Source organism: Rhizobium sp. 32-5/1 (assembly GCF_029537235.1).
In the GTDB taxonomy this organism is placed as follows: domain Bacteria; phylum Pseudomonadota; class Alphaproteobacteria; order Rhizobiales; family Rhizobiaceae; genus Pararhizobium.
In genome coordinates this window covers 434,412-460,487 of the sequence record NZ_CP120639.1, presented here as the reverse complement: position 1 = coordinate 460,487, position 26,076 = coordinate 434,412, and the positions used below count along the sequence as shown (strand labels likewise).

Sequence of the window (26,076 nt, the reverse complement as noted above, 5' to 3'; positions counted from 1 at the left end):
CTATTCCGAGAACAAATCAGCCGCTTGGGTCGGATGGCCGCCCAAGCCACCAACGGCCGTGTAACGTGGCAGGACCAACATCATATCAACTGGGAGGGGACGCTGAAGCGCTTTCGCCTCTTTCCACGGCGCTGTCATCCAGAGTTCGCACTCCTCCCGCGTCGTCAGTAGAACAGGCATGGCCTTCGGATGGATCGGTTTCACGATCTCGTTGGGGTTCGTTGTAAGGAACGCATAGATGTCGTGATCGCCCAGTCGCGGCGCTTTGATCGGTCCGCGCGCACCGGTCCACATCGTATGGATGCCCGCCAGCATGAACAGAGGCTGCTCCTCGTTGACGACGAACCATCGAAGAGGCTTCTTGCCAGTCTCCGGGTCGGCTACCTGTTCGTATTCGCTGAAGGCTGTCGCCGGGACCAGGCAACGGTGTTCCACACCGAGCCACTGTTGCCAATGCGGAATAAACGTCTTGCGGACGTTGGTCACTCCCTTGTCGGGTTTGCCGTCGAGATGTTCCTCGGGGGTCGGCATGCCCCAGGTAGACATCGTCATCTCTCGTTCCCCGTCACTGTCGACGCGGATTATCGGTCCGAGGCGGTCGGGGTGGACATTCACCGACGGCGGAAGGTTGCCTTCTCGGTACCGGGTGATGTCGATGAAATCACGGATGGCCTGCTGATTGCTCGTCAAATTGTACAGATTGCACATGCCTGCCTCCCGTTCTGCCAAGCAAGATAGACCGCACCGCGCGACTATCAACGGCGTCGAAGGAACCATTGCGCTCATCCTTGGTTTCCAAGCCGAGGTCGCGGCGTGTCAATCGGACATGACAGAGACGGCGAACGCATCGGTTTTTCCGATTTCTCGATGCGGGCAACGAAACGCCAGGCGAGCGCCCAACCCGTCCGCCGCGACCTCGTCCCCTACCAGGAGCACAGCCGATGATCGATCCTCCGACCCAGCCGCCCGAACATCCCGAACGGAAAACAGAACTCGATCAGGCCGTGGATTTTACGGTGCAGCTTCTTGTCGAGGAGGCCCACACAGTGGGGTGGCAGCGCGTCGAGTTCTCACGGCTGTGATGGATGCCGCGAATGCGCGCCTGTCGGTACTGGAAGAGGAACGAGAACTGGATGTCGCCGTCGTGGAAGAGCCAGCCAATGATTGGCCTGCGGCGCCGACTGATCAGTCTTCAACTTCATAGATCAAGATTCGAAAGAGGCATCCATTAGGTCTTTGAACAAGGCGTGCCGGAGGCAAAATTGCCCGAGGATGGGTCAAGTCCATAAAACTTCTTCAAAAGCCGTCAACGACGCATTTGTTTCGGCAGAAAGCGGATAACTGCCCAGGTTCGGCTGAACGACGCTGGTATGCTTCAGACAATTCGGAGAAGCGGGCGACGGGATTTGGGAGAAAGCGAGACGCAGGACATACCGGTAACGGTTTCCGTTGCAACGAGCGCGTAACCGAACCTGTCAGAGATGGGCCGCAATTGCTCTACCGCGCCGTCGGACAACTCGCGCTCGATCAGCGCTTGGCCTTGAGCCATAAGTACGCTAACCGCACCGACCTCGAATCCGAGATCGAACTCGGCATCGCGACCCGGAAAGCGGAGCCGCACATCATCGAGAATTTCAATATTGCGCATCTCATTCTCCTTCGAGGACAAGAATTGCTCGCGTGCGTAAAGATCGCGTTAACCGTAATTGGCAAGAAATCATCTATAAAAAAACCGCCGGGAAATCCCGGCGGCTCTTATATGTTGCCTAGACGGCGAGATTTAGTCGCGGGGGATGCCGCTCGAACCAATATTCCTCACCCCACCCGTGCGATCATCTTCCACTTCAACCTCGGTCTTGCGAACCGAATCGGAAACCGTCTCCTGACGCTGCTCCGCCGTCTTCTTGAGGGCGATCTCTTCGACGACGCGCACGTCCTTCGACACGATAGCTTCTTCGCGGTGCTCTTCCGCCTCGATCGTGCGATCGACGAATGCGTTATCGGCGCCCGTCAGCGGGCGGTCGACCGTGCGGCGAGTAACTTCCACGTCTTCGTCACGCAGGGAGACGCTTTCGCTAACCGGGGTCTCGGTGACGTAGGAACGAACACGGACGCGTCCATTGTTCACGTCGCGCTTGCCGACCCGTAGTTCTTCTTCGACGACAGGGATGACTTCCTCGTTGTCGCCTTCAAGCGTGGACGAGCGTGCGGTACCGCTGGTTCTGTCGTAAGAAGACGACGCGAACGACTCGTTAGAGCCCGAACGCGACCAGCCTTCGGATTCCCAAGCCTTGGAGCGTTCGTCAATGTCGATGCTCCCTTCGTCGTCGAGAATATCGAGCGCGCGATCATGCAGGTCCAAGGGATAGCCAGAAACCGTCACAAGGTAGCCGCCGCGACGGATGCCCTCTCCGTAGGTGTTACGGTCGTCGTCCGCCATGAAAAACTCACCAAGGGCGGCCCAGAAGCCTTTGCTCTCGTGCGCGGTGGCGGTCGTATCGCCGCTGTTGTCGGCGATGATCTGGATAGCTGAGCGGGGAATGCCAGCCTCCGCGAGTCTCTCGATCGCACGATCTGCTTCGGCCCGGTCGTCGTAGAATGCCGTGATGGTGTTCGAGTGGGACGGCACGGTGTTCTGTTCTGCATAGGACATGGTGTTTTCTCCTGCGGTTATTCGTCAATACGCTCGACGATGGCGGTCTGTTTTCTCAACGTGACGGGCAGTGCGATGTCTTCCGACGTCGCGATCTGCCGGACACGTATCTCCTCAACGAGGACAAGCTTCTTTTCGATGATCACGATTTCTTCGACGACGGGGATGATAGTCGTGTTACCTTCCACTCTGGGTTCTGGTACCGCGGTGATCTCGCGGTCGATGCGCTCCCGGGTGACTTCGACGCGTGTTCCTGCCAATGTCGCCTGCACCAGCTCTTCGACCGCGGTACTGGATGTCGAAACGCGGACACGTCCGGTCAAGACGCATTCCTTCTCGACGCTGACGCTTTCTTCGATGAGCTCTATTCTGTTGTCGTTCTGGTCTGACATTGCCACCGCCTACTTGCGGGGATAGAACACCGGGGATTCGGTAATGTTCCGTGTCGACCAAACGATATCGCTCCACAGGGGATAAACCGGCGGTCCTGATAGCCGGAGATCGGACCCGAATACAAAGGCTGCAATCAGCTTGGCATTAGGTTTCGCAGCATAGGTTTTTTAAGAACAGATGTCGGATGGGACGCGCGTCAGATACGTTCTCGACGGTTGGGCATGGAAGATGGAGGGCCATCGGCGGGCCGCGGCTGCGTCAGCTTTTCGATGCGTCATCCGGGTTGATGCCGTCAGGCGCTCATACTTCCACAACGTTCCCCTAAAACGTGTATAGTGATACGGCAAGCATCCGGGGTCCACGTCTCTTATTGCGCAGTCTAGTGCGCAGCGGGACGGCATCCAAGGTCAAGCCTGCAAGGTGGCTTCATATGAATGAAACCGTACACCTCCACGATCGTCAAAGCACGATGATCGAGGCACGCTACCGCATGCTCGTAGACGCGATCACCGATTATGCCATCTACATTCGATTCCGGCGGATATGTGATGTCCTGGAACACCGGAGCAGAGCGCTGCAACGGCTATACGGAAGAGGAGATTTTAGGTGAACATTACTCTATTTTCCACAGCGAGGAAGACAGAGCAGCTGGATTGCCCGAAATCGCGTTACAGACAGCGGCGATCGCGGGCAGGTTCGAATCCGAGGGATGGCGGCTTCGCAAGGATCAAACTAGGTTCTGGGCGCATGTCGTCATCGACCCGGTCTTCAACGAACAACTCGAACTCATCGGCTTTGCAAAGGTGGCCAGGGACCTTACCGAACGAAAACTTGCTGAAGCCGAACTGGCTACAAGCGAGGCTCAATTCAGGTTAATCATTCAAAGTGTCACGGACTATGCGATTTATGTTCTCGATCCCCATGGATACGTCACCACTTGGAACGCAGGCGCGGAACAGATCAGCGGTTACACCGCGGAAGAGATCATTGGCGAGAATTTCGCAAGGTTTTTCACGGCTGAGAACATCGCCGCCGGAGTGCATTTGGAAGTCCTTGCGACAGCGACCAGAGACGGCCGCTTCGAAAAGGAAGGCTGGCAGGTCCGCAAAAACGGAACGAGATATTGGGCGAATGTGATCATCGACGCCATGCGCGAAGATACTGGCACACTCGTTGGCTTCGCTAAGGCAACACGCGACATCACCGAGAAGATGGCGGCTCAGACAGCTCTCGACGTTAAACAGAATGAACTCTTCCAATCTCAGAAGGTGGAGATCGTTGGTCAGCTGACCGGAGGCTTCGCGCATGACTTCAACAATTTGCTGATGGTCATGCTTGGCAGCCTGGAGATGCTGCAGAACCGCATACCACCGTCGCCCGAGGTGACGCAACTGCTGGACAACGCAATTCAGAGCGGAAAGCGCGGGACCGCTCTCATCGAGCGAATGCTCGCATTTTCTCGCCAGGAGCAGACACACCTTCAAGCGCTTGACGCTGGTCTTCTCGTCAACGGCATGGCGGACCTGATGGCCAGATCGATCGGACCTATGATCAGGCTGGAAATCAAGGTACCAACGGACCTGCCGCAAGTGCGAAGTGACACGAACCAGTTATCGAGCGCGCTTCTCAACCTGGCTGTCAATGCACGCGATGCAATGCCAAATGGCGGTTCCCTCATTATCGAGGCGGAAGAACATAAGGTCCGAGAGGGTGAGCGGCCGAGTCTCCCGGTGGGCAATTACGTGTGTCTAAGCGTTTGTGACTCCGGAGCGGGCATGAGCGCCGAGACGTTGGCGTGCGCCACCCAACCCTTCTTCACCACGAAACCAGCCGGGAAGGGAACCGGTCTCGGTCTCGCCATGGTGGCAACGCTTCTCGAGCATTCCGGCGGCAAGCTCGTGCTGCGTTCCGCGACCGGAGCGGGAACCGTCGTAGAACTCTGGCTTCCAGTTGCCGCAATGGAACTCGAGGCTCCGCTGGAGGCGAAACAGAATATGGGGCTTGCAGCAGGCGCGCGAGGATATCGCATTCTCGCCATAGATGATGATGAACTGGTCCTCCGCAACACCGTGCTGATGCTGAAGGCCCTCGGCCATACCGTGATGACCGTAACGTCTGGAGAAGAGGCGCTCTATCTCATCGGGGATGATCCCCAAATTGATCTGGTTCTGACTGACTATGCCATGCCGCTCATGAACGGGTCGGAACTTGCTGACATTGCCTGGGACATCCGTCCTTCGCTCCCAATCATCCTTGCAACCGGGTACCCGAAGCTACCATTCGGTGCCAACCCTGCGCTGCCTCTGATACCGAAACCGTTTTCCCAGCACCAGCTCTCGGAGATGATCGATCGTAGCCAGCGGAGAGGATCGCAGCCCGCAGCATGACCGCGATCGCTGGCTTCCTCGCACCGCAAGATCACCAAAGTCCTGACAGGGCGGAAAGCCGCCATTTGCCGCGGTTGCGAAGCCGTGACCGCAGTTTCCCCGGATCAGACATTCGCCGCCCAACAGAAGAAGCATTCCTCCAACTTTCGACAAGCGGAATTTGATAATCGCGATACGCGATGGACTTTGATCGCAAAGAGGCAAAATCGCGCCTTCGCGTTGGGATAGGATGGTGGCAATAAAGTCAATTACGTCGGGCGGTAAACGGTATCCATTGAGGGCGTCGGATTGGACGCGTCTGGTCATACTATTTGCCAAGTGGTCACAGCGCTACGAAAAACCCATCTGGGGGATCTCGGTTAAGAGGATGGATATTATTATCTGCAAGAGCTTGCATATCTAACTGGATCAGGCCGAAGGGGTCCTTTTGCGGTTCAATTCGGTAATGAAAAGGCAGGTGTTCTGATGGTTACCAAGATTTCGAAAGCTCCGCAAAAATCCACTGAGCATGAGTCGCCTTTCGGATTTGACGAATTGTTTTTTCCCGCACCGACAGCCGTGGAAAAATCACATCGGGCAACACCGTCTTTCAGCGCGTCAGTCAGTTTGAGTGGGATGAGCTCCTCGAAAAGCCGCACAACATCATTCGTCATCCGGATATGCCGAGAGCCGTCTTCTGGCTGCTTTGGGATCGGATCCGCAAGGGATTACCGGTAGGCGCCTATGTCAAGAATCGGTCCAAGGATGGCCGCTATTACTGGGTCTTCGCCATTGTAACGCCGATCGAAGATGGCTACCTCTCGGTGCGGCTTAAGCCCAGCAGCGCGCTGTTTGCCGGGGTTCAGCAGGAATACCGCACCCTGCTCCAAGCCGAAAAAGACGAGGAATTGACTCCCGCAAGAAGCGCCGAAGTGCTGCTGAAGCGGTTGAACGAACTCGGATTTAGAGGCTATGAGATCTTTATGACAAAGGCCCTCATTTCCGAGATGCTTGCCCGTGACAAAGTGCTTGAGATTGAGCCTCAGCGCACAATCAGCCTGTTTCAGGATCTCGTGCTTGCGTCCGAAAAACTGCTGGAGACTGCCGCTGCTGTCGCCGGAACATATCACGACTTCCGCTTTGTTCCTCTCAATCTCATCATCCAGGCCGGGCAACTCGGAAAAGATGGCGCAGCGATTGGCAGGATCTCGAACAATTACAGCCTGCTGGCGGAGGAAATACGGTTGGCGCTTGGCGGTTTCTTAGACGCCGCAAGGCAGGTCGCAGATACGATTCGCGAGGGTGCTTTCCTGTTTGCGACATCCCATATGCAGGAAGAAATTGCCAACGCCTTCGCCAAGGAAGGCAAAGCCTCGGAGATCGATCATGCCAACGAAATGGAGCACCTGAATCGACAGCGCGCGCTCTATTCTGCCAAAGCTCTGACAAACTTGGAGAACCTGGTGAGCATTCAACAGGAACTTGGAGCGTTTGCCGAGGGAATGGATGAGATAAAGCGTTTGACCTCCGGTCTTGCCGCCGTTCGTATCATGGGCAAGATCGAAGCCGGGCGATTGAGCAGCAGCGTTTTGAACGACCTGATCATCGACCTTGATTCGTTCCAGCAGATTCTGAGTGAAGGCCTGACCGAAATCCAGGCCCTCAACTTCGATCTGTCGAAACGCTCCGGCGATCTTCTGGAGGCCCATGCGGCCGAGACAAGAGGGACAAGAGCATTGGCCGCCTGATCTCTTCGCAGCCAATGCTGTGATGAGTGACCGACCGCGTCCTGATACTTCCAGACGTGGGATTGCCTGCCGATATATATATATGGCAACTTCGAGCGGGGATACTCCAGCAAAAAATTGGAGTAGGCCGCTCCGCCCGTCGTGCCGACATTCATCCATCAAAAATGCTGCGTGACTGACGAATGTCGGGAATGCGGCAGGTGCGGTGCAGTATTTGGTCGGGTGATGGAGGTCTGCAATGGGCCGCAAGTGACTATGCGCCTACCAAGCGCGAATGTCCGTTTCGCTAAATGCTGGGTTTATAACAAGACCGTCCGCCTCCGGCCCCATTCCAGCCTCCAACATCGAAGCAGTCCATGTCTCCTATTGGCGCGAGGGAGACGTATGGCCATGGCCCGAGTTGGCCCAAAGCTGCCGTCCCGCACCCGCCACGATTTTAGTTCAGGACCTGCCTGCGCCAAGCCTCAGGCGTGGAGCCGACAACGTCCGAAAAATCCGTGTAAAATGTCCCGAGGTCGCGAAGCCGCACAGCAGGGCGATGTGCTCGATCGGCGTCGAGCTGTGGCGCATCATGGTCTTGGCTTGCTCGATACGATGAAGCCGCATCCATCCATCCGGCGTTTTTCCAGTCGTTCGTCGGAACGCCCGCGCGAATTGGCTTGCGGTGAGGTTCATCTCCGCCGCCAGGACCGACAGAGAAAGATCGGTGCCAAAATGGTCATGCATAAGGTCAAGCGCCGAGTCGACCTGCTTTGCAGACAGTCGGTGTCCCGCATCTGCCGGAGGGCGCATTCCGCCAAAAGCGTGGGCGAAGTAGGTCGTGCTGGCGAGCAGCACCCGCTCCGCATACATCAATCCGGCTTCTTCGGGTCGCTCAAGCGCAGGCAAGAGAGACTGCGCAAGGCTCCAGAGCGTGTCGTCAAATCTCCCTTGGACCTCGCAGGCGAGCGTTTCGGGCGGCCGCACTCCTTGGTCCTCCGCCACCTCGTTGAGTGCCGATTGGGGCACGGTAAATATGATGGTGTCAAACGCACTTAGAAGATTGGCCTTTGGTCTTTGCCAGTGGTCGACGACCGAAACGGTCCGCTCTGGAAACGCACCTTGGTGGGCGAGTCTATCATTGAGGTAAAGTTCCCTGCGTTCCTGCGTTCTGAGCTGGACGAGGATCGAGTAGACGGAATCCGGCCGCGTCGGCGTGGCGAAGCCATGATCAGGCGCGTCACGCCGCACCCGAGAGACAAGCAGTTTCGAATTCCCGAGACCGGACGCCACGATCTGCGAAAGGGCGTCTGTCTTGAACTGCCGAACTTGCCTCTGTGCATATTGGTGGTCGGATTCCAATTTCTGCTCCTGTTGTTTCTCGATTGTAGCAATCATGCTTTGACAGACCGTCGCCACGCGGCGGGGGTAATGCCGACAAACGATTTGAACATGCGTGTGAAGTGGCTCTGGTCCGCGAATCCGCAGCTCGCGGCAATGTCCACCAAGGACGCCTCTCCGTGGGCAAGCATTGCCTTGGAACACTCGATCCTGTGACGCAGAATCCACCTGTGCGGGGAGTCTCCCGTAGTAGCCTTGAACGCGCGAACGAAGTAGCTCGCGGACAATCCACACTGAGATGCCAGTTCCTTGAGCGACAGATCGTCGTCGGAAAGCGAGGTCATCATCTGCGTGGCTCTACGGAACTGCCACGGTGCCAGCATGCCGTTCGCGTCTCTGATGGGCCGCAAGCCACCGAAAGTGTGCGCGAAATACGTGTTGATGGCGAGCATCACTTGCTGGGCGTAAAGAGAGCCGACTTCATGAGGCCTCTCCAGAGCCGGAAGTAATGCATTGCCCAAGTGCCAGATGGTCTCGTCGAATACGCCGCCGGGTGGACAGTGGAGCTGATTGATCCGGGTGACGCCCCGTTCGTCGGCTATTTCGTCGAGGGCCGTTTGGGGCACCGTGAACATGAGGTTGTCGAACGGGCTCAACAGGTTCGCGAGAGGCTTCTCGATGTGGTTGACGATACTTGTCGTCCGGGCCGCATACGATCCCCGATGCACACATTTCTCATCGAGGAAAAGCTCTCTATTGGTCTGCTCCCGCAACTGTAGGAGGACGGAGAATACGCGGCCCCCTTCATGTTGCGGAGCAGCCACCAACCCATGCCCCGGCGTGTCCCTCCGCAAACGTGAGACCAGCAACCGCGACTTCCGCGGGCCGGAGACGACCAATTGCGAAACAGAATCCGCTTTGAACGGGCTTACGAAGTTCTGACCGTAGGCTGGATCGGCATTCACGCAACGCCTCCGTTTTTCTTTGGCCAGCCCTCGATCATGGGATCGAGTTTCGCCCCCGTTTCGAAACTAACGCGATGCAAGTCTCCCAACTTGAACATCGTTAGCTTTGTTGGAAACGAACCACATCGCGGCTCGCACCTCAAGATTTCATCGCCCGCCGCCAAGCCGCCGGGGTGACGCCGACGAATGACTTGAACATCCGGGTGAAATGGCTTTGATCTGCGAAGCCGCAACCCACCGCGATCTCGGCCAGGCTTGCGTCTGCATGCGCCAGGAATCCCTTCGAACGCTCCACACGTTCGCGCAACATCCATCGATGGGGAGGATCACCCGTCGTCATCTTGAAGGCGCGAACAAAGTAGCTCACCGACAGCCCGCAATGCCTCGCCAGTTCGGCCAACGACAGGTCTTCCTCGGCGATGGAAGTCATCGCCTCCTTGGCGCGCCGCAATTGCCAGTCGGCCAATCTTCCGGTGGTGGACTTACCAGCCCGCATGTCGCCGAAGGTCTGGGCGAAATACGTGTTGATGGCTAGCATCATCTGGTCGGCGTAACGCGGGCCGATTTCGTGTGGACGCTCCAGCGCGGGGAGAAGCGCGTTGCCGAGGTGCCAGACCGTCTCATCAAAGACGCCGCCGCGCTCGCACCTGAGTTGGTCTATCCGACGCACTCCTGTTTCTTCTGCGATCTCGTCAAGCGCCGCCTGCGGAACAATGAAGATGAGGTTGTCGAAAGGACTGAGCAGATTTGCGACCGGCTTTTCGAGGAAGTTGACGATGCTGGTCGTGCGGGCAGCGTAGGACCCGCGATGGACGCATTTGCCGTCAATGAAAAGTTCGCGGTTGGTCTGTTCCTTTAGCTGCAGGAGGACGGCGAAGACCGCGCCGAACTGATGTCCCTGGGGCGGCGCGAGACCATAACCGGGAGTGTCCCTGCGCACACGAGAGACGAACAAGCGTGATTTCTTGGGCCCGGCGGCGAGCAAACTCGAAACCGAAGCCGTTTTGAAATGGCTTACGAAGTCCGGACTTATCGCAAGATCGGATCGCACGCTTTCCCTCTTCGAAAAATACAGGGTCGTCAGCCACATGATTACATCGGTCAGTCACCTCCGTCTTGAACAATCTTGTCCTTTTTGTCGGATATTGAACCTATGAAAGCGATTGCTCGATGCCAGGACCGTTGTCACTTCGATGACGCGCATTTTGGACTAAGGAAGACAACAATCGTCAATATTTTCCCCCGCCGTTCTGCGTCAATTCCCGCCTGCAAACGGAGGGTAGTTCCAAATGAAGCAGATACTTCTTGCAATGGTTGCCTGCGTCGTCATGAGCGGCGACGCACTGGCGGAGTCGTTCGTCTTTCCCAAATCCTTCAGGACGGAAGCGATCAGAACGAACGGCACAACAATCCACGTGAGAATCGGCGGCAAAGGCCCGGCGGTCCTCATGGTGCACGGCTACGGCGACACCGGGGACATGTGGGCTCCGCTGGCCGAAGAGCTGATGGCAGACCATACCGTGATCGCGCCTGATCTGCGCGGGATGGGATTATCGGCGGTGGAGACGGAGGGCTTCGCCAAGGTCAACCAGGCGGAAGACCTCGCGGGCATCCTTGATGCGCTTAAAGTAGGTGAAGCTGATGTCGTCGGCCACGATATTGGAAATATGGTCGCCTACGCATTTGCAAAGGCCCATCCCGACCGCACGAAAAGTCTCGTTGTGATGGATGCTCCTGTCCCTGGCATCGGACCATGGGAAGAGGTTCTGAAGAACCCGCTGCTCTGGCATTTCCGCTTCGGCGGGCGCGACATGGAGCGCCTCGTGGAAGGAAGGGAGCGCGTCTATCTCGATAGGTTCTGGAACGAGTTCTCGGCGAAGCCCTCCCGCTTTACCGAAGCTGCGCGCGCGCACTATGCCGAGCTGTACTCGAAGCCGGGACGAATGCATGCCGGGTTCCAGCAGTTCGCGGCATTCGATCAAGACGCGGTCGACAACCGAGCCGCACTCGAGTCCGGGCGTTTACAGATGCCGGTCCTAGCTGTCGGTGGAGATCACTCATTCGGGCCGACGATGGCATTTGTGATGCGGTTTGCCGCTGACAACGTGCGCCAAGCCGTCATCGCCGACTCTGGACATTGGCTCATGGAAGAACAGCCCAAAGCAACGGTTGCCACCATCCGCGCCTTCCTGGCGAGCACGGCCCCCGGTGAACTGCCACAGGTTCGCCTTACCGCCGACGAGGTGGCCGTGCTTGGCCGCGACGAGGCGGGAGCAGGCACGTCTAAGCTCAAGGGAGTGGAGATGATCGTACTATCAGGTGACCCGAAAGAAGCCGGACCTTACGCCATCGAGCTCCATGTGCCAGCGAACACTAAGATCGCGTCCCACACTCATCGCGACAACAGGACCGCGCTGGTGGTTTCCGGCGAATGGCACTTCGGCTACGGACCGAAAGCGAGCGATAAGGCCGCGTCTGTCCTCGGGCCAGGCGGCTTCTATACCGAGCCAGCAAACGTCGAGCATTTCGCGTTCACGAAGGACAAACCTGCCGTGGTCTTCATAACGGGGCTTGGACCATCCGACACCCACTATGTCGACGCCGCCGATGCGCCGTCCGAAAATCAATAGGAGGGGAACATGACTTCTTTCGCCAAACCGCGCGACCCGTGCGAGGACCATCTTCTCACGCCCAATAACGCAGCCATCGTTATTATCGACTTCCAGCCGGTACAAGTGTCGTCGATCGCCTCACGCCCGAAGCGCGAGCTGGTCGCCAACATCACAGCGCTGGCGCGGATCGCCAAGCTCTACGAAATGCCCGTCGTTCTTTCGACAGTGAATGTGGCAACCGGACGGAACCAACCGACCATCCATCAGATCACCGATGTTCTGACAGGGGTCGCCCCGATCGATCGCACGTCGATCAATGCGTGGGAGGACGAAGACTTCAATAAGGCTGTGAAGGCCACCGAACGCACGAAGCTCATCATGGCTGCGCTTTGGACTGAAGTCTGCCTGGTGCATCCGGCGCTCGATGCGATCAATGAAGGGTTTGAGGTCTATCCCGTCATCGACTGCGTCGGCGGCACCTCGCACGAGGCGCATGATCTCGGCGTCGAACGCTTGATCCAAGCGGGTGCGAAACCCGTCTCGTGGGTTCAGCTTATTTGCGAGCTCCAACGCGACTGGAACCGGGAGAAGACGGTTCCAAGCTTCGCCGAAATCCTGTTCGCAATCGAAGGCCATTGAGGGAGCCATATCATGCAAATCGATCTCACAGGCAAAACGGCCCTGGTGACCGGCTCAACTGAGGGCATCGGCTACGCGATCGCGCGCCAGCTTGCGAAAGCTGGCGCTCAGGTCGTGGTCAACGGCCGCTCGGAAGACAAGACCGCGTCTGCGGCCAAACGCCTCACGGCCGAGCTTTCGGTCAGTACCATTAAGACCGTCGCCGCGGATGTTTCGACCGCGGAGGGGTGCGCGGCACTCGTCGCCGAGGTTCCTCACCTCGATATTCTGATCAACAATGCAGGGATCTTCCAACCAATCGACTTCTTCGACGCCGGAGATGACGTGTGGGATAGACATTGGCAGGTTAACGTGATGTCGGGCGTAAGGCTTTCCCGGGCTTATCTTCCGGGAATGCGGCGACGGGACTGGGGCAGAGTGATCTTCCTGGCATCTGAATCCGCCTTCAACATCCCGGTCGACATGATCCATTATGGAGTTACGAAGACCGCAGATGTCGCCGTTGCCAGAGGGCTCGCCAAGCGAATGGCGGGAACGGGAGTCACCGTGAACTCGGTCCTTCCCGGCCCCACGCTCTCCAAGGGCGTCGAATCCATGCTCGCAGACGAGCAAGCAAAGACGGGTCTGCCGATCGAGCAGGTCGCTGCCAGCTTCGTGAGACAACACCGCAGCACCTCCATCATACAGCGCGCCGCCAGCGTCGACGAGGTCGCCAACCTCGTGACCTATCTAGCGTCGCCGCTCGCGTCCGCCACGACAGGAGCGGCCGTTCGCGTAGACGGCGGCGTTATCGATACCCTCTGAGCCCTTTGTCATTTTGCTCCAACTACCCCCAAGGAAGCTGCTATGTCCAAATCCTCTCTAATCGGTGCCGCCGCGACCATGCTCGCCGCAACGCTCGGCCACTCCGACGCCCAGGCTGCTTCGATGCCGAATCCGACAACTGTCGTTCTCGTGCACGGAGCGTTCGCCGACGGCTCGAGTTGGCGCAAAGTCATTCCGCTTCTCGAAGCCAAGGGCTTGCGCGTAGTTGCGGTCCAGAACCCGCTCAATTCGCTGGCAGGCGATGTCGATGCAACGAAAAGGGTCATCGATGCCCAGCCGGGTTCGGTCATTCTCGTAGGCCACTCCTGGGCGGGCGTGGTCATCACTCAGGCAGGCGTCGACGACAAAGTGAAAGCGCTGGTCTATGTCGCCGCGTTCGCGCCGCCCAAAGGCGTGTCGATCAACGACCTCGGCAACGGGCAGCCTCCAGCGCCGTGGCTTGCTCAACTCCAACCGGACAGCGCAGGTTACCTTCGCCTGAGCGACGAGGCAGTTGCGAAGTATTTTGCGCAGGACCTTTCACCCGCGGAAATTCGCATCACCGCGGCGACCCAGGGACCTGCCTTCTCCGGCATCTTCGACGAGAAGACTAGCCGCCTACGAAACGAAGCCGAGTTGGTACGTGGTGGCGACACAGGACGGTATGATTGCTCCCGCCGCCCAAGAGGCCATGGCAAAGGCGATCAAGGCGACGACCACAGAGCTATCGGCGAGCCATGTGGTGATGTTATCGCAGCCTGAAAGGGTGGCTGAAGTAATTTTGAACGCAGGCGCTGCCGATTAGAACAGGTATTGTGATGACGACTACAGCGAGCAGCTCCAAACTCGGCGCTTTTAGAGCCGAGCCAACATCCGTCAACGCGAAGCTATCCGATGACCGCTTGTGGCGCATTCTTGCCATCAATGTCGTAGCGGCATTTTTCGGAAAGCCCAATCGAGCTTGGTCAATGTGCGAGGAAAACACCGCTTACCTCGCATCTTGGTTCAACTGAGATGAATGTGAGTATGGTCGGTCACACCGTAAAAGATGGTTAGGCGACCTTGGAGAGCGTGGCCCACCCAGCTACCCGCGTCATAGAGCTCTATCGTCATCATGCCGTCGCCTGGACAACTGCGCGAGGCACCGTACTGTCGGACGCGCATGGATCGACCGGCTCCTAAACCTGCTCCAGCCCGGGGCGAGGGCCCTCGATATTTGATGTGGATCAGGTATTCCGATCGCCAGTTATCTCGTTGCCAGTGGTCACGCCGTTACCGGTGTCGACGGTACGCCGGAAATGATCGCGCTGTTCCGATCCAATCTGCTGGAGGAGACAGCGGAAGCTTCTGCTGGATCAGGAACTGTCTGCTTTAAGATCTCCACGATGCTTTGTCTGCTTCTCGCCGAGGCGCCATTTGCCTGCGTTAGCTTTGCATCGATCGTCGCGCGCAGCTGTGCAGCAGTAGGCTTTAGCCGTGCCTCAATCTTTTCGGCGGCTTCGTCATTCTGGCTGGCCGCAGGTCCTTGAGTGAAGCCTGAATCCGGATTGTTTCGACCCTTCCTGTCCGGCGCCAACTGCAATGCCTTGGCGACGACAACTGGGATTTCGGTAACAGCCGCCTCGCCGGGAGCTTGCGCGTGATCTCCGTCTGATGGCGGCGAAACACCCCCATAGGTCTCAGCAACTGCCGGAACCTGCAACAGGGAAACAAGTTCCGCGTCGGGGACGGTAGGCTGGTTTTCAGCCGCGTATTGTGCTGCGGTCCTGAACCCAGCTTCTTCATGAAATCGGAGCTTTTGTCCAAATATAGCCCTCTGCCCTTCCACGAGCAGGAGCATTCGGTCCTCCGGCATCTGACGAACCTCCTGTGGCATCATCAGGTCGCGTTCGCGAATCTGTTCAACTTTCGTCCGCCGGGGCAGCCCCATCAATTCCAAAGTTCGAGACTCCGACTGATAGCGGATGGTCTTCTTGCCAAGCGCGCGAGAGGCATACTCGGCCGTGGCCTGGTCATTGGCACCGAGAATGAGTTGCAGACCGCAGTTGCCGAGAAGGGAATGGCGAGACGTCTCGCCATAGATTTCATCCAGGCTTTTGAGGTCGTGAATGATGAAGGCCATCTTGATATTATAACCAGCTACATACGGGAGCTTGTTCATGATCTCATCCATCCTCTTTAGCTGCCGAAACTCATCCAGCAGAAAATAAGCAGGCAGGGCGCCTGGATCGAAATCGCGGGTCAGGAGATCCATGCTTTGCTGCACGAACAAGGTAAGGAGGGGCGTAGAATGGTCACATCGCTGATATTTGGCGCCAGGTAGATCGATACTGGCCGCCGGCGCATCGAAGCAAGGTCGATGTCGGTCACATTGGTGGCCGCAATCACGCGTTCATTGCGAAACGGCTGCATCGCCTTCTGAATATCGAGCAGCGCAGAGCGGGCCGCCCGTTCATTGAGGGAAATGTACGCGTTGAAGCTGTCGGTCGTGAACCTTGAAAGATCCTGCTCCTTCTCCTTGATTAGTTTCATCAGAACCTGGAGGTCAACGCCTGAGTTAAAGATGCTGTTGACCTCACCAAGGTTACGACGGTTCCGGTAGTAGGTGCTTTCCAGGACATAACTGATGACCCCGGCAATGACCTGCTGAGCAGTTCCCTGCCAGATAGCATTGTCGGAGCCGAGCGTTTCAGGAATGAGAATGCTCGCCATGTTCTGGATGTCGATCGTACGGCTGCCGCGATCCTGCCGAACGAAATCCATCGGATTCCACCGATGGGTCTTTGAGGCACCCGGCGAAAACAGGAAGACTTGGTGTCCGTTTGCCTTTCGGTAGCCTGCGGTTCGCTGGAAAATCTCACCTTTCAGATCGGTAACGATCATCGACCCCGGAAACATCAAAGTGTTCGGGATGACGTATCCCACCCCTTTTCCTGATCGGGTCGGGCCAATGACGAGATGATGCCGATCATCGAGCCGCCTGAGGACATTTCGACCCATTTTGCCGAAGACGTGTCCGTCCTTGCGAAACCACCTTCCGCTCCGGATTGCGGCAATATTCTGAAACGCTGCGTCTCCCAGTGGGTTGGATGGGCGGCGCAAGCCGAACATTCCGGCTGCCGTGGCCACCACAAGTGCAGGAAGGAGCGCCCCTACAGCGGCGATCTGGAGCGCACGATTTCCTGAATAGAGCCAGAATTGCTGCAGCGGCGCAAACGGGTTGGCTGCGACTGTCAGTTGAAGGATACGACTATCCTTGTAGACGAGCTGCAGGATCAAAGAATAGCCGATGATCCAGACCGCAACAGCGATGAGACTGCATAACAACAGATATGCGGCAAGGTATGTCCTGCTCATGCCGTGTGCCTTGCGTAGTAGATCTCGGAGACGCCCCTGCGGCCTCCTCGCGGCGCAACTGGATGACAATGGGGATGACCATCTGGATGTAGGACATAAGATCCTGCTTGGAGTAGCCTGCCGACATTCCGCCTTGCTGTACCATCATCGCAAGCTGTTCGTAGGCTCCGAGGGGCGTGTCCGCATGAACGGTCGACATGCTGCCTGGGTGACCGGTATTGATGGCGCGCAAAAAGGCAAAAGCCTCGAACCCCTTATTTCACCGACGAACAAGCGATCTGGACGCATCCGCAGCGACGCCTCGAGCAGCGACTGGATGGTAACCCGCGCCGTGCCCTGATCTCCCCGCGAGGCCAGGAGATGGACGGCGTTCTTTTGTGGCGGAAACAGTTCGCGTGTATCCTCCAGGGTAAGAATGCGCTCGAACGGGTCGATCGACCGGAGACAGGCATTGAGAAAGGTCGTTTTCCCCGTCGACGTCCCGCCGCTGATCAGGATCGAGATCCGATTTCGAATGGCAGACCTGATGAATTCGTAGATGCGCTCCGCTCTCAGATGTTCGATCAGAGCCTGTTCGACATCGGTAAGACCACCAACGGCAACCGACACTTTTTCCAGCGAGCCATTGTCCCGGTATTCTTCGAGGGTGAAGTCACTCGTCACCTGCTTGCGGATCGAGATGGCGCCACCGTCGGCAGCCGCCGGCGGCAGGACGATCTGGATTCGCTCCCCGTCGGCAAGGCTGCTGATAGAATAGGGTTTGCCCGGCTGATGAATTGATGTGTGGCGCCAGCGACCCGTTCACCAATGTTTTCGATCTCCGCCGCCGTCAGCGACGGAATTTCATGATGCTCCATCACATCGGCGCCGAGCCGTTCAATATAGACCTGCCCTGGCCGATTGACCGAGATTTCCACCACTGTCGGATCGGACAGAAAGTTGGAAACGGGGTCGAGTGATCGCCGCAGGAAATAGTAAGGACTATGATCAGCGGCTTTGATTTTGGCGAATGCCTCGCTCATGCTTGATTTCCTTCAGCGCTTCGTCGACCGGGTCCGGATACATGGCGGAGAAATCGAGGTCCTGGCGGACATAGACGAAGATGCGCTCGCCCTGATGAACGCTGATCGTCGGGGAATTTTCAGGTTCTCCGCCAGTGCCTGGTTGGCCATGTCGGAGAAGGTCTGTGCAATTGTCTCGCGGGCGAGTTCTGCAGCGCGGTCAGAATCCGAAGATCCATCGTTGCTGCTGCCGGAACCATATTGGTTGCGGCTATAGCCTGTCAGGTAAGAGGAGCCTGCACCGACAATCGAAAGCAGGATTGCCGATCCGAAACGCTCCCGCCATTTGTTGTCGATAAGTCCTGTCAGGCCGGATCGTCCCAGGCTGTCGGCGCCGATGCTGTTGAGCCGAACCGTCACGCCGTCGTCTCGCAGCAAGCGCGTCCAGATGACAAAAATGCGCTTCTGCCCCCGCGTGACCTCTGACTGATATTCTCCGATGAGCCTTGTTCCGGTCGGGATCAGGATGCGGCGGCCGTCAAATGAGTAAACATCCTGTGAAGTGATCGCGCGGATCTGGCCGGGCAAGTCGCTGTTGATCGCTGTCTCCAGAATGCCGGAGATCAAGGTTCCCTCGGGGATCATCGCATCGATGCGTTCGATCTGACGGGCCTTGGCAGACCGGTCGCCGATCGCAGTGGCGGACGCCAGAAACTTGCTATTGCGATCTTCCCCCGCAACCGTTAATCCGCTCTCGGTGCTACCAGCATTTAAAGTGTCGCGCCCGTCGGCCTTGGTCGAGTCAACTACCATCTGCTTTGACAGGAAACGTTTCGGAAACTCCTCCACCTTTTCAGGCTGAACGACTGGTTCATCAATGGTTTCGACGATGCCTGGCGGAGGAGGGACATCGAACTTCGTCGTCTCCGAGGGCTCCTCCTCTTTGTCCTCGACTGGGGGATCAGGCAGCTTGATGATTGGCTCAGGATCCTTTTCCGGCTGCTTCTCACCTTCGCGCAGAAACGATGGCGGACGGAACGTGGTTGTAGTGAACTCTTCGTCGCCTCTGACGCTCTCCGGCCTGCGCTGTTCGGGCGCAAACACCACGACATAGGCCAGCGCTGCTCCGCCGAACAGCAGGGCGCCGCCCCCAAGCAACTGCTTGCGTCGTATGCGCTTGTCTCTGACGTCGACCTCGTCACCCGCCAACATTGCTTCGAGCTCTGGAGAGCGCTGCATCAGTTTCCGCTCCTTCGTCGTGTTTTAGCCTTCTCTTCAAAGCTCGGTGCCATGATGTCTGGGTCAGGTGCCCCGAAGTCCGGCTTCTTCAAATTGAAGATGCAAGTCCATTGGTTGCCGTCCCGCAACGTGTATTGGGTCGCGGTGCCGTCAACGACGATGTATTCACCCTCACGTCGGAAGTTCCGCAGCGTCTCAGAGAAATCAGCATTGACTGCAAAGACTGCCGGCACGGTCGCGCCGAACTTGAAAAATGTCTTCTTGCCGTCGTCGAAAACCATCGCAGGCTTCAACTTCCCGCCGCCGGAAAATGAATAGTCAATGTTGACGTTAGCCTTGTCGATGCCAGCCATGTTTGGATTGGCGGCGCGCGCCTCAGCCTCTTTACGGAGCGAGGCGTTGAGATTCTTCTCAGGATATACGAAACGGATACCGAAGACTTGTCTGCCGTCCTCAGGCGCATAGTCGTTGAGTTCGAGATAATAGGTCCGCTTTGTCGTGACGACATTCATATTGGTGGTGACGTTCTTGGCTTTCGGTTTAACGAACAGGATGTTGCCCCTGTCGGTCGGTACGACATCCCAGCTTTCGGTATCGCCGAGGGCGACAGTCTCGAACTTTTCGTCCTCGTCGAAAGTGATCATCGTCGAGATGCCATAGGTCGCGAAAACGCGCACAACGTTGTTCGGCTGATAGACGACACTGGTGACCCTTGGATCAAGCCGGCCCGAGGCTGGCGTCTGCGCAGCAGAAGCAGTTCCCAAAGATCTGATTGCTATCAGGGCGGCAGCGAGCACAATGCGAACAATCATCAGGGGCGGCCCTCGGTCACAGTCTCCTGATCGCGGCGATAGTCGTAGACCTGGAAGCCAAGTGGATTCTCAAAACGCCATTCGTTGGTTGCCGGAGTGTCGGTATAGCGATAGCGGACGACGGCGATCCAGTGACGTGGGATGGATTCCGTTTCAGATTGCTCGACAGTGGTGAATCGAACGATACTTGTGCTCGTATTGGGAAAGGTGACCGAAGCGATTTCCGTCGTTATGCGCTTGTTGCGCCCGTAGACTCTTGCCGGGTTTTGTTGATTGGCGGCACTGTAAAGGTCCTGCAGCTGGCGGGCCGCGTTGCCCGTTGACAGAAGGGCCGCAATGGCGAAATTCTGCTCGATCGCAAAGGGGTCGTAACCTTCTCGCGACCGGATGTAGCGAACGATATTGGCCTGGGTGATGGCCTGCTGCTCAGTCAGGTTGGTCGGCCTGGTAAGCCCGGTCTTGACCTCAACATAGCCAGTGTTCTTGTCAACCTCGACAATATAAGGTTCGAAACTCTTCAAAGGCACGAGCATGGCGAGCGTCGCAAGGCTTACGAGCGTGATCGCACCGAAGATTGTGGTGACAAACCATGCGAGCGCTTGTGATCGTTTGGCCTTCTTGACGACTTCCTGTTCCCAGATGTCGCCGCTCTGGTAATAGGTTCGTAGGCGTTCATCAATTGTCTCTGCCATAGCCCGTCATGCCCTTTGAATTTGTGGCACCAGCTTATGCCGGCCTACTGTTTTGCGTGATCTTCGTCTGCATGGCGGTCTTGGTACCGGAACTGTCATCGTCACCACCGGATTTGTACCGCGCGCGAAGGGCTCGACCGCCGCGGTACGCCGAGCGACCAACCGCACCTGCTCCGCGAGCGGTTGCCCACGGAGCGGTGATGCCGAACCTCTTGGCCATTCCGATCCCGAATGATCCAACGCCAGATGAAACACCGCCGGCGATGCCCTGGCCAATCGACTGCACGTAAAGCATGACGAAGGCACCGGCGGCGCAGAGGAGCAGGAAGCCGGCAATATCGGCGAGCGTGAGGACTCTGGAACCGCTGGCGGAATCAATCTTTGCCAACTCGGGATTCATCGCGGCGATCAGGAAAGATGCTACGACATAGATAAACAGCGGGATCAGCGCGTAGGTGAGAACCTGGTTGAACCAGCCGACGCCATAGCCGCGAGTTCTCTCAAACAGCATGCAGGCGATGAAAATCGGCGCGGTTCCGATCAGCACCCACAGCATGACCTTGGCCAGGATCAGGATCGCCAACGCGACGGCGATGAAAACTCCCGCGCCAACCATGATCAGCACGCCGATCATGCTGGGAAGGATCGAGAAATACCCCGATTGCTCTGCAAATGCGGACGCCGCCTGGTTGGCTGTGCGCCAGATCTGTGAAAGTCCGTTGGTGGGTTCGGTGATGCCCGTGCCGGAGGCAGCCAGGATCGCTCGTCCAACATCCTCGGGCGTATCGTTGATCCATTGATAAAGCAGATTGTTGAAGTTCGCCCAAGAACTGACGAGTGCGAGAATGATCATCATGCGGACGATGCGGCCGACAATCTCCGAAACGCCGATACGCGCTGTTCCAAGAAAGAGCTGCAAGCCGTAGTAGGACACATAGGCGACGAGCATAAGCTGTAGGAGGGGCAAGACCTCCTGTCCGACGACAGTGTAGGCTTGCTCGGAAAACGTCGTTCCCGAATCCTCAATTCGCTGAAGCAGGTCGCCCAGAAAATCTTCCATAGCGCCCCTATCTAAACCCGATCGCAGCAAAGGCGGCGGCTGGGTCGTTCACGCTGCGCATCGGCCCACAGTCTTGCCGGCGATCTTCTGCAAAGGACCTCAGTTCCGCCGGTCGCTTGCATGGGGCGGTCTTTTCCTTGACGGTTCCGCAGCTGGTGAGCAGAACCGTTGCAAACAGGACACCAAAGGGCAGACGGCTGGTCGTGCGATCAATCGCCATAGGCGAGCGCTTTCTTGGTGTTGGAGATGTCGGTCAGGCGCCGTTGATTATCCGCCTGAAGGGATGAGACCGCCCCGTTCATGACGCCAATCATCTCGTTGAGGGTCAGGCCGGATTGGACCTGCAACTGTGTATTCTGGTCGATAGATCCCTTGATGTCCTCGGCCGTGCCGATCTTCTGCCCGGCCGCCTCGAGAGCACTGCGTCGCGTTTGGGTGGCCTTTTGCGATCCGTTGATTAGCGCGGAAACGCCAAACACGGTGTTGACCAGGTGCTCGTAGGATTTGTCGCCGGAGAAATCGCTGTTTTCCTCACCGGACAGGGACTTCACCAACTGCAGGCCATTGATGAACGTCGTCACTACTTTGGAAATGTCGCCACTCACATTGCCGAAGTCGGGAACGCCGTCCTTGATGAGGCTGTCGAGGGAAGGCATCGAAGCAACACTGAAACCCTGGCCGATGGCGAGGTTCTGCAGCGGTTGAGATGTGCTGCCTCTGTCACCGGTCACGGCCTTCAGGGTGTCCTCGACAGTTTTCAAAATGTTTGAATTGGTCTCGAGGATCTTTGTGGTCGTGGCCGCTGTTTCTTTGGCGATCTCGTAGTTTTTCTTGTCGATCACCGGCACATCGGCATGGGCGACGCCAAGCGGCAAAAGGGAGAGCGCAGCAGTCACTTTCAATAGTTTCATGGTTTTGCTCCTATTGTGGTTGCAGCAACAGCCGCACGTTGGAGGCGGCTTCGCGTTTTTCGATGCAGACTCGTTGCTCGGGATCCCAGATGAGGTTCAGTTTTGGATCGCAGAGACCAGTGGTGTCCTTGGGCTTGTCTTCGTCCTTGTCGTTTGATGCCGATTGCGAGGAGCTCGACAGGTTTGACGTCGTGACAGCGTTTCGCGCGTTGATGAGGTCGGCCATGGCGGTTGAGAGCTTGAGGGCGTTGTTCATCATTTCCAGGTTGGCGTTACGCACCGTGGAATTGTGGTCCCAGCTATCTTGAATGGTTCCGGTCTGGAGGCCCGCCAGCTGCTGGTACCAGCTCCCCACGTTCGAGAGGCTTTCGCCGGTGGCTGTGGTGGTGCCCATGGCGTTGAGCGTGGAGTTTCGCATGCCGGTATAAGCGGTCTCGCCACCACCAAAATTCAGTGGAATGCCCGATTTGTCGGATCCGCCGAAGGCCGGAAGCCAGTCCTGCGTGATGCCGCGCACGTATCCCTGTGTTTCCTTGAAGGGAGGAATCCCGCCATATTTGTTGACGTTGCCTGCGCCGGAATTATAGGCGGCAAGGGCTAGGGCCACGTTGCCACTATAGCGGCGCAGCTGCCGCTTGTAGTATCGGGCACCACCACGCAGGTTCTCCTCGATATTGTTCTCGTTCACACCGAGTTCGGTCGCAGTCCCAGGCATCAATTGCGCCAGGCCGGTGGCGCCCATGCCGGATTTGGCGCAAGGGTTGAACCGGCTCTCCTGATAAACCAACGCCAGAAACTCGTTTTCGTTGACGCCCTCTTCTCGTGCGACACGGCGGACGAGCCCGGAGATTTCTGAGTTCTGCTGCGCCGCACCAACCGGATCGTTCCGCCGGGATGGCCGGTACATGGAGCAGGTGACCGAGGTGTTGATGGTGTGACGGTCCATGTCGGTCGTTTCGATTTTGCGCGTCGTCTCGTCGCGCGCGGTGTCTTCCTGCAGAATTGTATCGTCGATAACAGGGACGTCGGCCCAGGCAAGACCCGGAACCTCGAACACCGCGACAGCCAACATGGGAAGGGCAAAACGCTTCATGGCCATACCTCCCATCCGCAGAATGGAGGAAGCCAGGCGAGAGGATCATCACCCAGCGCATCTCTAAGGCGCGCGCATTCCTCGACACTTTCCTTGCGGCCGGACAAGACCTTCACCATGTCCGGCATCCCGTCGAGAGCAAGCCTTGCAATGACGCTGTCATTGCCGTGCTTGATCAGGAAAGTCCGCTTTTCCGGGGTGTCGTTCGGATGAAGTTGAACTCCTTCACCGTCAGGCCGAAGCGCCTGATGTAACTTTCTTCGTCCGCACGCGGATTGGGAAAGTGGATATTGGTCGACGACTGCTCGATCAACGTGTGCGATGCGGGCGCCCGGGCAATGTCAGCTGCCGACTGGGTACCGAAGCCGACGATGCCGTTCAGCTTGCGGATCGTCTTCATCTTGTCGACGATAAAGTCGCTGAACGTCGTATCCCGCAAAAGGCGCCAGCCTTCGTCCATGAAGATCATCACCGGTCTGCCGTCGAGAAGCTCGTCCAGTCGGTGGAAAATATACATGAGGGCCGGCGTCCTGAGCTCCTCGTTGTCGAGGATGCTGGTCATGTCGAACCCGAACACCTGTCGCTCGGAGAAGGTAAGGACATCGTGCTGGGCGTTGAACAGCCAAGCTTTCTCGCCGTCGATCCAAGGTCTCAGCCTAGCGCTCAGGTCATTAGACCCGGCGCGGGCGCGGCCGATCAATAGACCGGAGAGGTTTGCAAGATTTCGTTGCGCTGCCGGCTCCTGCATCAGCCGCAACAGCGCCCTTTCGAGAATGTCTTCCTCCTCCTGGTCGAAGGCGTTGCCGTCACCGTGATGAAGCATGGCCTTGAGTAAGCGAAGCAGGAATTCGCGGTTGGGGCCATTGTTTTCCAGCTGTAGTGGATTGAACCCGGACGAGGTGCCAGGTGTTAGCACCTCATAAGCACCGTTCATGGCGCGCACGAAAATCTCGCCGCCCCGGTCCTTGTCGAAGAAAACGGCTTTCGGGGCGGGTCGAACACGAAATGCCTGCGCCAGCAGAAACGTCAAGACGACGGTCTTGCCGGAGCCCGTCGGACCCGTCACCAGGAAATGGCCTATATCCCTACGGTGAAAATTGAACCAGTAGGGTGTCTGGCTGGTCGTCTCCAGAATGGTGATCGGCGTATTCCAATGCGTGCCTTCCGTCTGTCCGCTGGCAAAGTTATGCATCGAAGACAGACCGGCATAATTGGCGCTGGAAAGCAGGGACTTCCGGGCGATGTAACTATGGTTGCCGGGAAGCTGCGCCCAGAAGCCGGCCTCCAGATTGAGATCCTCCCGTAACCAGTTCATATTCATGTCGGTCAGGCAGGCGCCGAGGTCGGATACGGATTTGTTGATCCCATCGAGATCGCGCGACAGGCACAACAGGGTCATGTGGTGGAGACCAAACACAGCCTCCTGGTTCAACAGGCTGTTCAGTGCAAAGTCGATATCGTTTTCGACATCGCTGCCGGCCTCATCTGAGGCCGCAATCTGCCGCTTCAGACGCGAAATACGCTCCTGGGCGATTGGCTTGTCGGTGATGGTGAAGGACTGGGTCAGGACGAATTCGTGATTCACCTGCAACAAACCGTCCAGCATGCCGGGGCCGGTGAAGGGAGGGTACTCCTTGATCGACAGCATCGCCCCGAAACGATCATCCTCTTTCACCGGTCCCTGCGCCTGCATGGTCCGCCGAGAGAAATGCAGGCGCGAGCTCCCGACGTAGTTGGAAATGCTCATCCGGGGCAAGCGCATGCGGCGGGGAATGCCGCAGCTCAGGATCGTCTGGAAGAACTCGCACGGCTCAGAATAGGGTTCGTCATTGCGATGCACGATACTGAGCGGCCGGGCAGCGTATTTCTGGAGATCCTTGCAGATGTTTCCAACAAGTTCTTCGAGCTCACTGACCTCTTCTCGCAGCTGGTCGTTCGCCGCATCGCGCGACCCTGCCTTGTCGAAAAGACGTCGCGTCTTGTCCCCGACTGCCAGAGCACCGCGCATTCCGGACCGTATGACGGTTAAATAAAGTTCGTTGGTGAACATGCGCTTTTCGCTCAATTGCGCCATGTAGCGTCGATTGAGCAGGTCACAGAATGGGTCAGTGAAATCGCCGTCGAGGTCGCTCTCGACCTGACGCCGGATCACGGTCGACCAAAGAGAAAAACGGCTGGACCCGAGCGCCCTGATCATCGTGTTTTGCACAACGGATCGCATATTGAGTTCGGCCTGATCCTCAGTCTGAAAAAACAGCCCATTGAGGCGAATGATCGAAAGCAATGCGCCACTCTCCAGCTTGACGACCGTGTCGGCGACATGCCTCAGGTAGGGGATATGCTTCGCCATTGGCTTTTCGCCGTTGAGTTTGCTTCCAAACCCCAGTTCTTCTCGAATGAGCTTCAGCATG

At 57.4% G+C, this 26,076-nt stretch carries 17 protein-coding genes and 7 pseudogenes; 7 read left to right on the top strand and 17 right to left on the bottom strand.

What is annotated here, in order from left to right; translation table 11 throughout:
* Positions 1-708, bottom strand: coding sequence for an SOS response-associated peptidase (locus tag P6U16_RS23805; protein ID WP_277704732.1), 708 nt, complete (start codon positions 706-708; stop codon positions 1-3).
* A gap of 233 nt (positions 709-941) precedes the next feature.
* Here P6U16_RS23805 and P6U16_RS23800 point away from each other — a divergent pair, with 233 nt between their 5' ends.
* Positions 942-1,082 (top strand): hypothetical protein, encoded by a 141-nt coding sequence (locus P6U16_RS23800; protein ID WP_277704731.1) that lies wholly within the window; start codon positions 942-944, stop codon positions 1,080-1,082.
* Positions 1,083-1,375: 293 nt separating this feature from the next.
* On the opposite strand, the gene P6U16_RS23795 is transcribed toward P6U16_RS23800, so the two are convergent.
* The 3 genes from P6U16_RS23795 to P6U16_RS23785 all read right to left on the bottom strand — a co-directional run bounded on the left by P6U16_RS23795 (position 1,376) and on the right by P6U16_RS23785 (position 3,045).
* Positions 1,376-1,648 carry a hypothetical protein gene (locus P6U16_RS23795; RefSeq protein WP_277704730.1) on the bottom strand — a complete coding sequence of 91 codons (273 nt, stop codon included), beginning with the start codon at positions 1,646-1,648 and terminating at the stop codon, positions 1,376-1,378.
* Between the two features lie 132 nt (positions 1,649-1,780).
* Positions 1,781-2,653, bottom strand: a complete 873-nt coding sequence (locus P6U16_RS23790) for a YsnF/AvaK domain-containing protein (RefSeq protein WP_277704729.1) — start codon at positions 2,651-2,653, stop codon at positions 1,781-1,783.
* 17 nt (positions 2,654-2,670) lie between these two features.
* Positions 2,671-3,045, bottom strand: coding sequence for a DUF2382 domain-containing protein (locus P6U16_RS23785; RefSeq protein ID WP_277704728.1), 375 nt, complete (start codon positions 3,043-3,045; stop codon positions 2,671-2,673).
* A gap of 431 nt (positions 3,046-3,476) precedes the next feature.
* On the opposite strand from P6U16_RS23785, the pseudogene P6U16_RS23780 reads away from it, so the two are divergent.
* Positions 3,477-5,433 (top strand): annotated as a pseudogene (locus P6U16_RS23780) (PAS domain S-box protein).
* A gap of 533 nt (positions 5,434-5,966) precedes the next feature.
* On the top strand, positions 5,967-7,160 hold the full coding sequence (locus P6U16_RS23775; RefSeq protein ID WP_277704802.1) for a PAS domain-containing protein: 1,194 nt from the start codon (positions 5,967-5,969) through the stop codon (positions 7,158-7,160).
* Between the two features lie 441 nt (positions 7,161-7,601).
* Here the strand turns inward: P6U16_RS23775 and P6U16_RS23770 are convergent, their stop codons facing one another.
* From P6U16_RS23770 to P6U16_RS23760, 3 genes are all read right to left on the bottom strand, one after another.
* Entirely contained in the window at positions 7,602-8,390 is a 789-nt protein-coding gene (locus tag P6U16_RS23770; RefSeq protein WP_277704727.1) for an AraC family transcriptional regulator, read from the bottom strand.
* A 143-nt stretch (positions 8,391-8,533) separates the two neighbouring features.
* Positions 8,534-9,445, bottom strand: a complete 912-nt coding sequence (locus P6U16_RS23765) for an AraC family transcriptional regulator (protein WP_277704726.1) — start codon at positions 9,443-9,445, stop codon at positions 8,534-8,536.
* A gap of 139 nt (positions 9,446-9,584) precedes the next feature.
* A complete protein-coding gene (locus P6U16_RS23760) occupies positions 9,585-10,535 on the bottom strand; it encodes an AraC family transcriptional regulator (protein WP_277704725.1) in 951 nt (316 codons plus the stop codon).
* A gap of 238 nt (positions 10,536-10,773) precedes the next feature.
* Here P6U16_RS23760 and P6U16_RS23755 point away from each other — a divergent pair.
* The 4 genes and pseudogenes from P6U16_RS23755 to P6U16_RS23740 all read left to right on the top strand — a co-directional run.
* A pseudogene (locus P6U16_RS23755) lies at positions 10,774-11,637 on the top strand (alpha/beta hydrolase); the annotation flags it as partial.
* Between the two features lie 447 nt (positions 11,638-12,084).
* Positions 12,085-12,696 (top strand): hydrolase, encoded by a 612-nt coding sequence (locus P6U16_RS23750; protein ID WP_277704724.1) that lies wholly within the window; start codon positions 12,085-12,087, stop codon positions 12,694-12,696.
* Positions 12,697-12,708: 12 nt separating this feature from the next.
* Complete coding sequence (locus P6U16_RS23745) at positions 12,709-13,500, top strand: SDR family oxidoreductase (protein WP_277704723.1); 792 nt, start codon at positions 12,709-12,711, stop codon at positions 13,498-13,500.
* A gap of 78 nt (positions 13,501-13,578) precedes the next feature.
* Positions 13,579-14,305: pseudogene (locus P6U16_RS23740) on the top strand (alpha/beta hydrolase).
* 459 nt (positions 14,306-14,764) lie between these two features.
* Here P6U16_RS23740 and P6U16_RS23735 read toward each other — a convergent pair.
* The 10 genes and pseudogenes from P6U16_RS23735 to P6U16_RS23690 all read right to left on the bottom strand — a co-directional run bounded on the left by P6U16_RS23735 (position 14,765) and on the right by P6U16_RS23690 (position 26,075).
* Positions 14,765-16,857 (bottom strand): annotated as a pseudogene (locus P6U16_RS23735) (type IV secretory system conjugative DNA transfer family protein).
* Positions 16,854-17,879 (bottom strand): annotated as a pseudogene (gene virB11 / locus P6U16_RS23730) (P-type DNA transfer ATPase VirB11). Before virB11 ends, P6U16_RS23735 begins: the two co-directional pseudogenes overlap by 4 nt.
* A pseudogene (gene virB10 / locus P6U16_RS23725) lies at positions 17,845-19,097 on the bottom strand (type IV secretion system protein VirB10). Before virB10 ends, virB11 begins: the two co-directional pseudogenes overlap by 35 nt.
* Entirely contained in the window at positions 19,097-19,906 is an 810-nt protein-coding gene (locus P6U16_RS23720) for a TrbG/VirB9 family P-type conjugative transfer protein (protein ID WP_277704801.1), read from the bottom strand. The pseudogene virB10 and the gene P6U16_RS23720 overlap by 1 nt, the downstream one beginning before the upstream one ends.
* Positions 19,907-19,908: 2 nt before the next feature.
* A complete protein-coding gene (locus P6U16_RS23715) occupies positions 19,909-20,601 on the bottom strand; it encodes a type IV secretion system protein (protein WP_277704722.1) in 693 nt (230 codons plus the stop codon).
* Positions 20,602-20,635: 34 nt separating this feature from the next.
* Positions 20,636-21,661 (bottom strand): type IV secretion system protein, encoded by a 1,026-nt coding sequence (locus P6U16_RS23710; RefSeq protein WP_277704721.1) that lies wholly within the window; start codon positions 21,659-21,661, stop codon positions 20,636-20,638.
* A 7-nt stretch (positions 21,662-21,668) separates the two neighbouring features.
* On the bottom strand, positions 21,669-21,881 hold the full coding sequence (locus P6U16_RS23705; protein ID WP_277704720.1) for a hypothetical protein: 213 nt from the start codon (positions 21,879-21,881) through the stop codon (positions 21,669-21,671).
* Positions 21,871-22,572 (bottom strand): type IV secretion system protein, encoded by a 702-nt coding sequence (locus P6U16_RS23700; RefSeq protein ID WP_277704719.1) that lies wholly within the window; start codon positions 22,570-22,572, stop codon positions 21,871-21,873. The genes P6U16_RS23705 and P6U16_RS23700 overlap by 11 nt, the downstream gene beginning before the upstream one ends.
* Before the next feature lie 10 nt (positions 22,573-22,582).
* Positions 22,583-23,644, bottom strand: a complete 1,062-nt coding sequence (locus tag P6U16_RS23695) for a lytic transglycosylase domain-containing protein (protein ID WP_277704800.1) — start codon at positions 23,642-23,644, stop codon at positions 22,583-22,585.
* Positions 23,645-23,661: 17 nt separating this feature from the next.
* Positions 23,662-26,075 (bottom strand): annotated as a pseudogene (locus P6U16_RS23690) (VirB4 family type IV secretion system protein).
* Position 26,076: the final 1 nt, after the last annotated feature.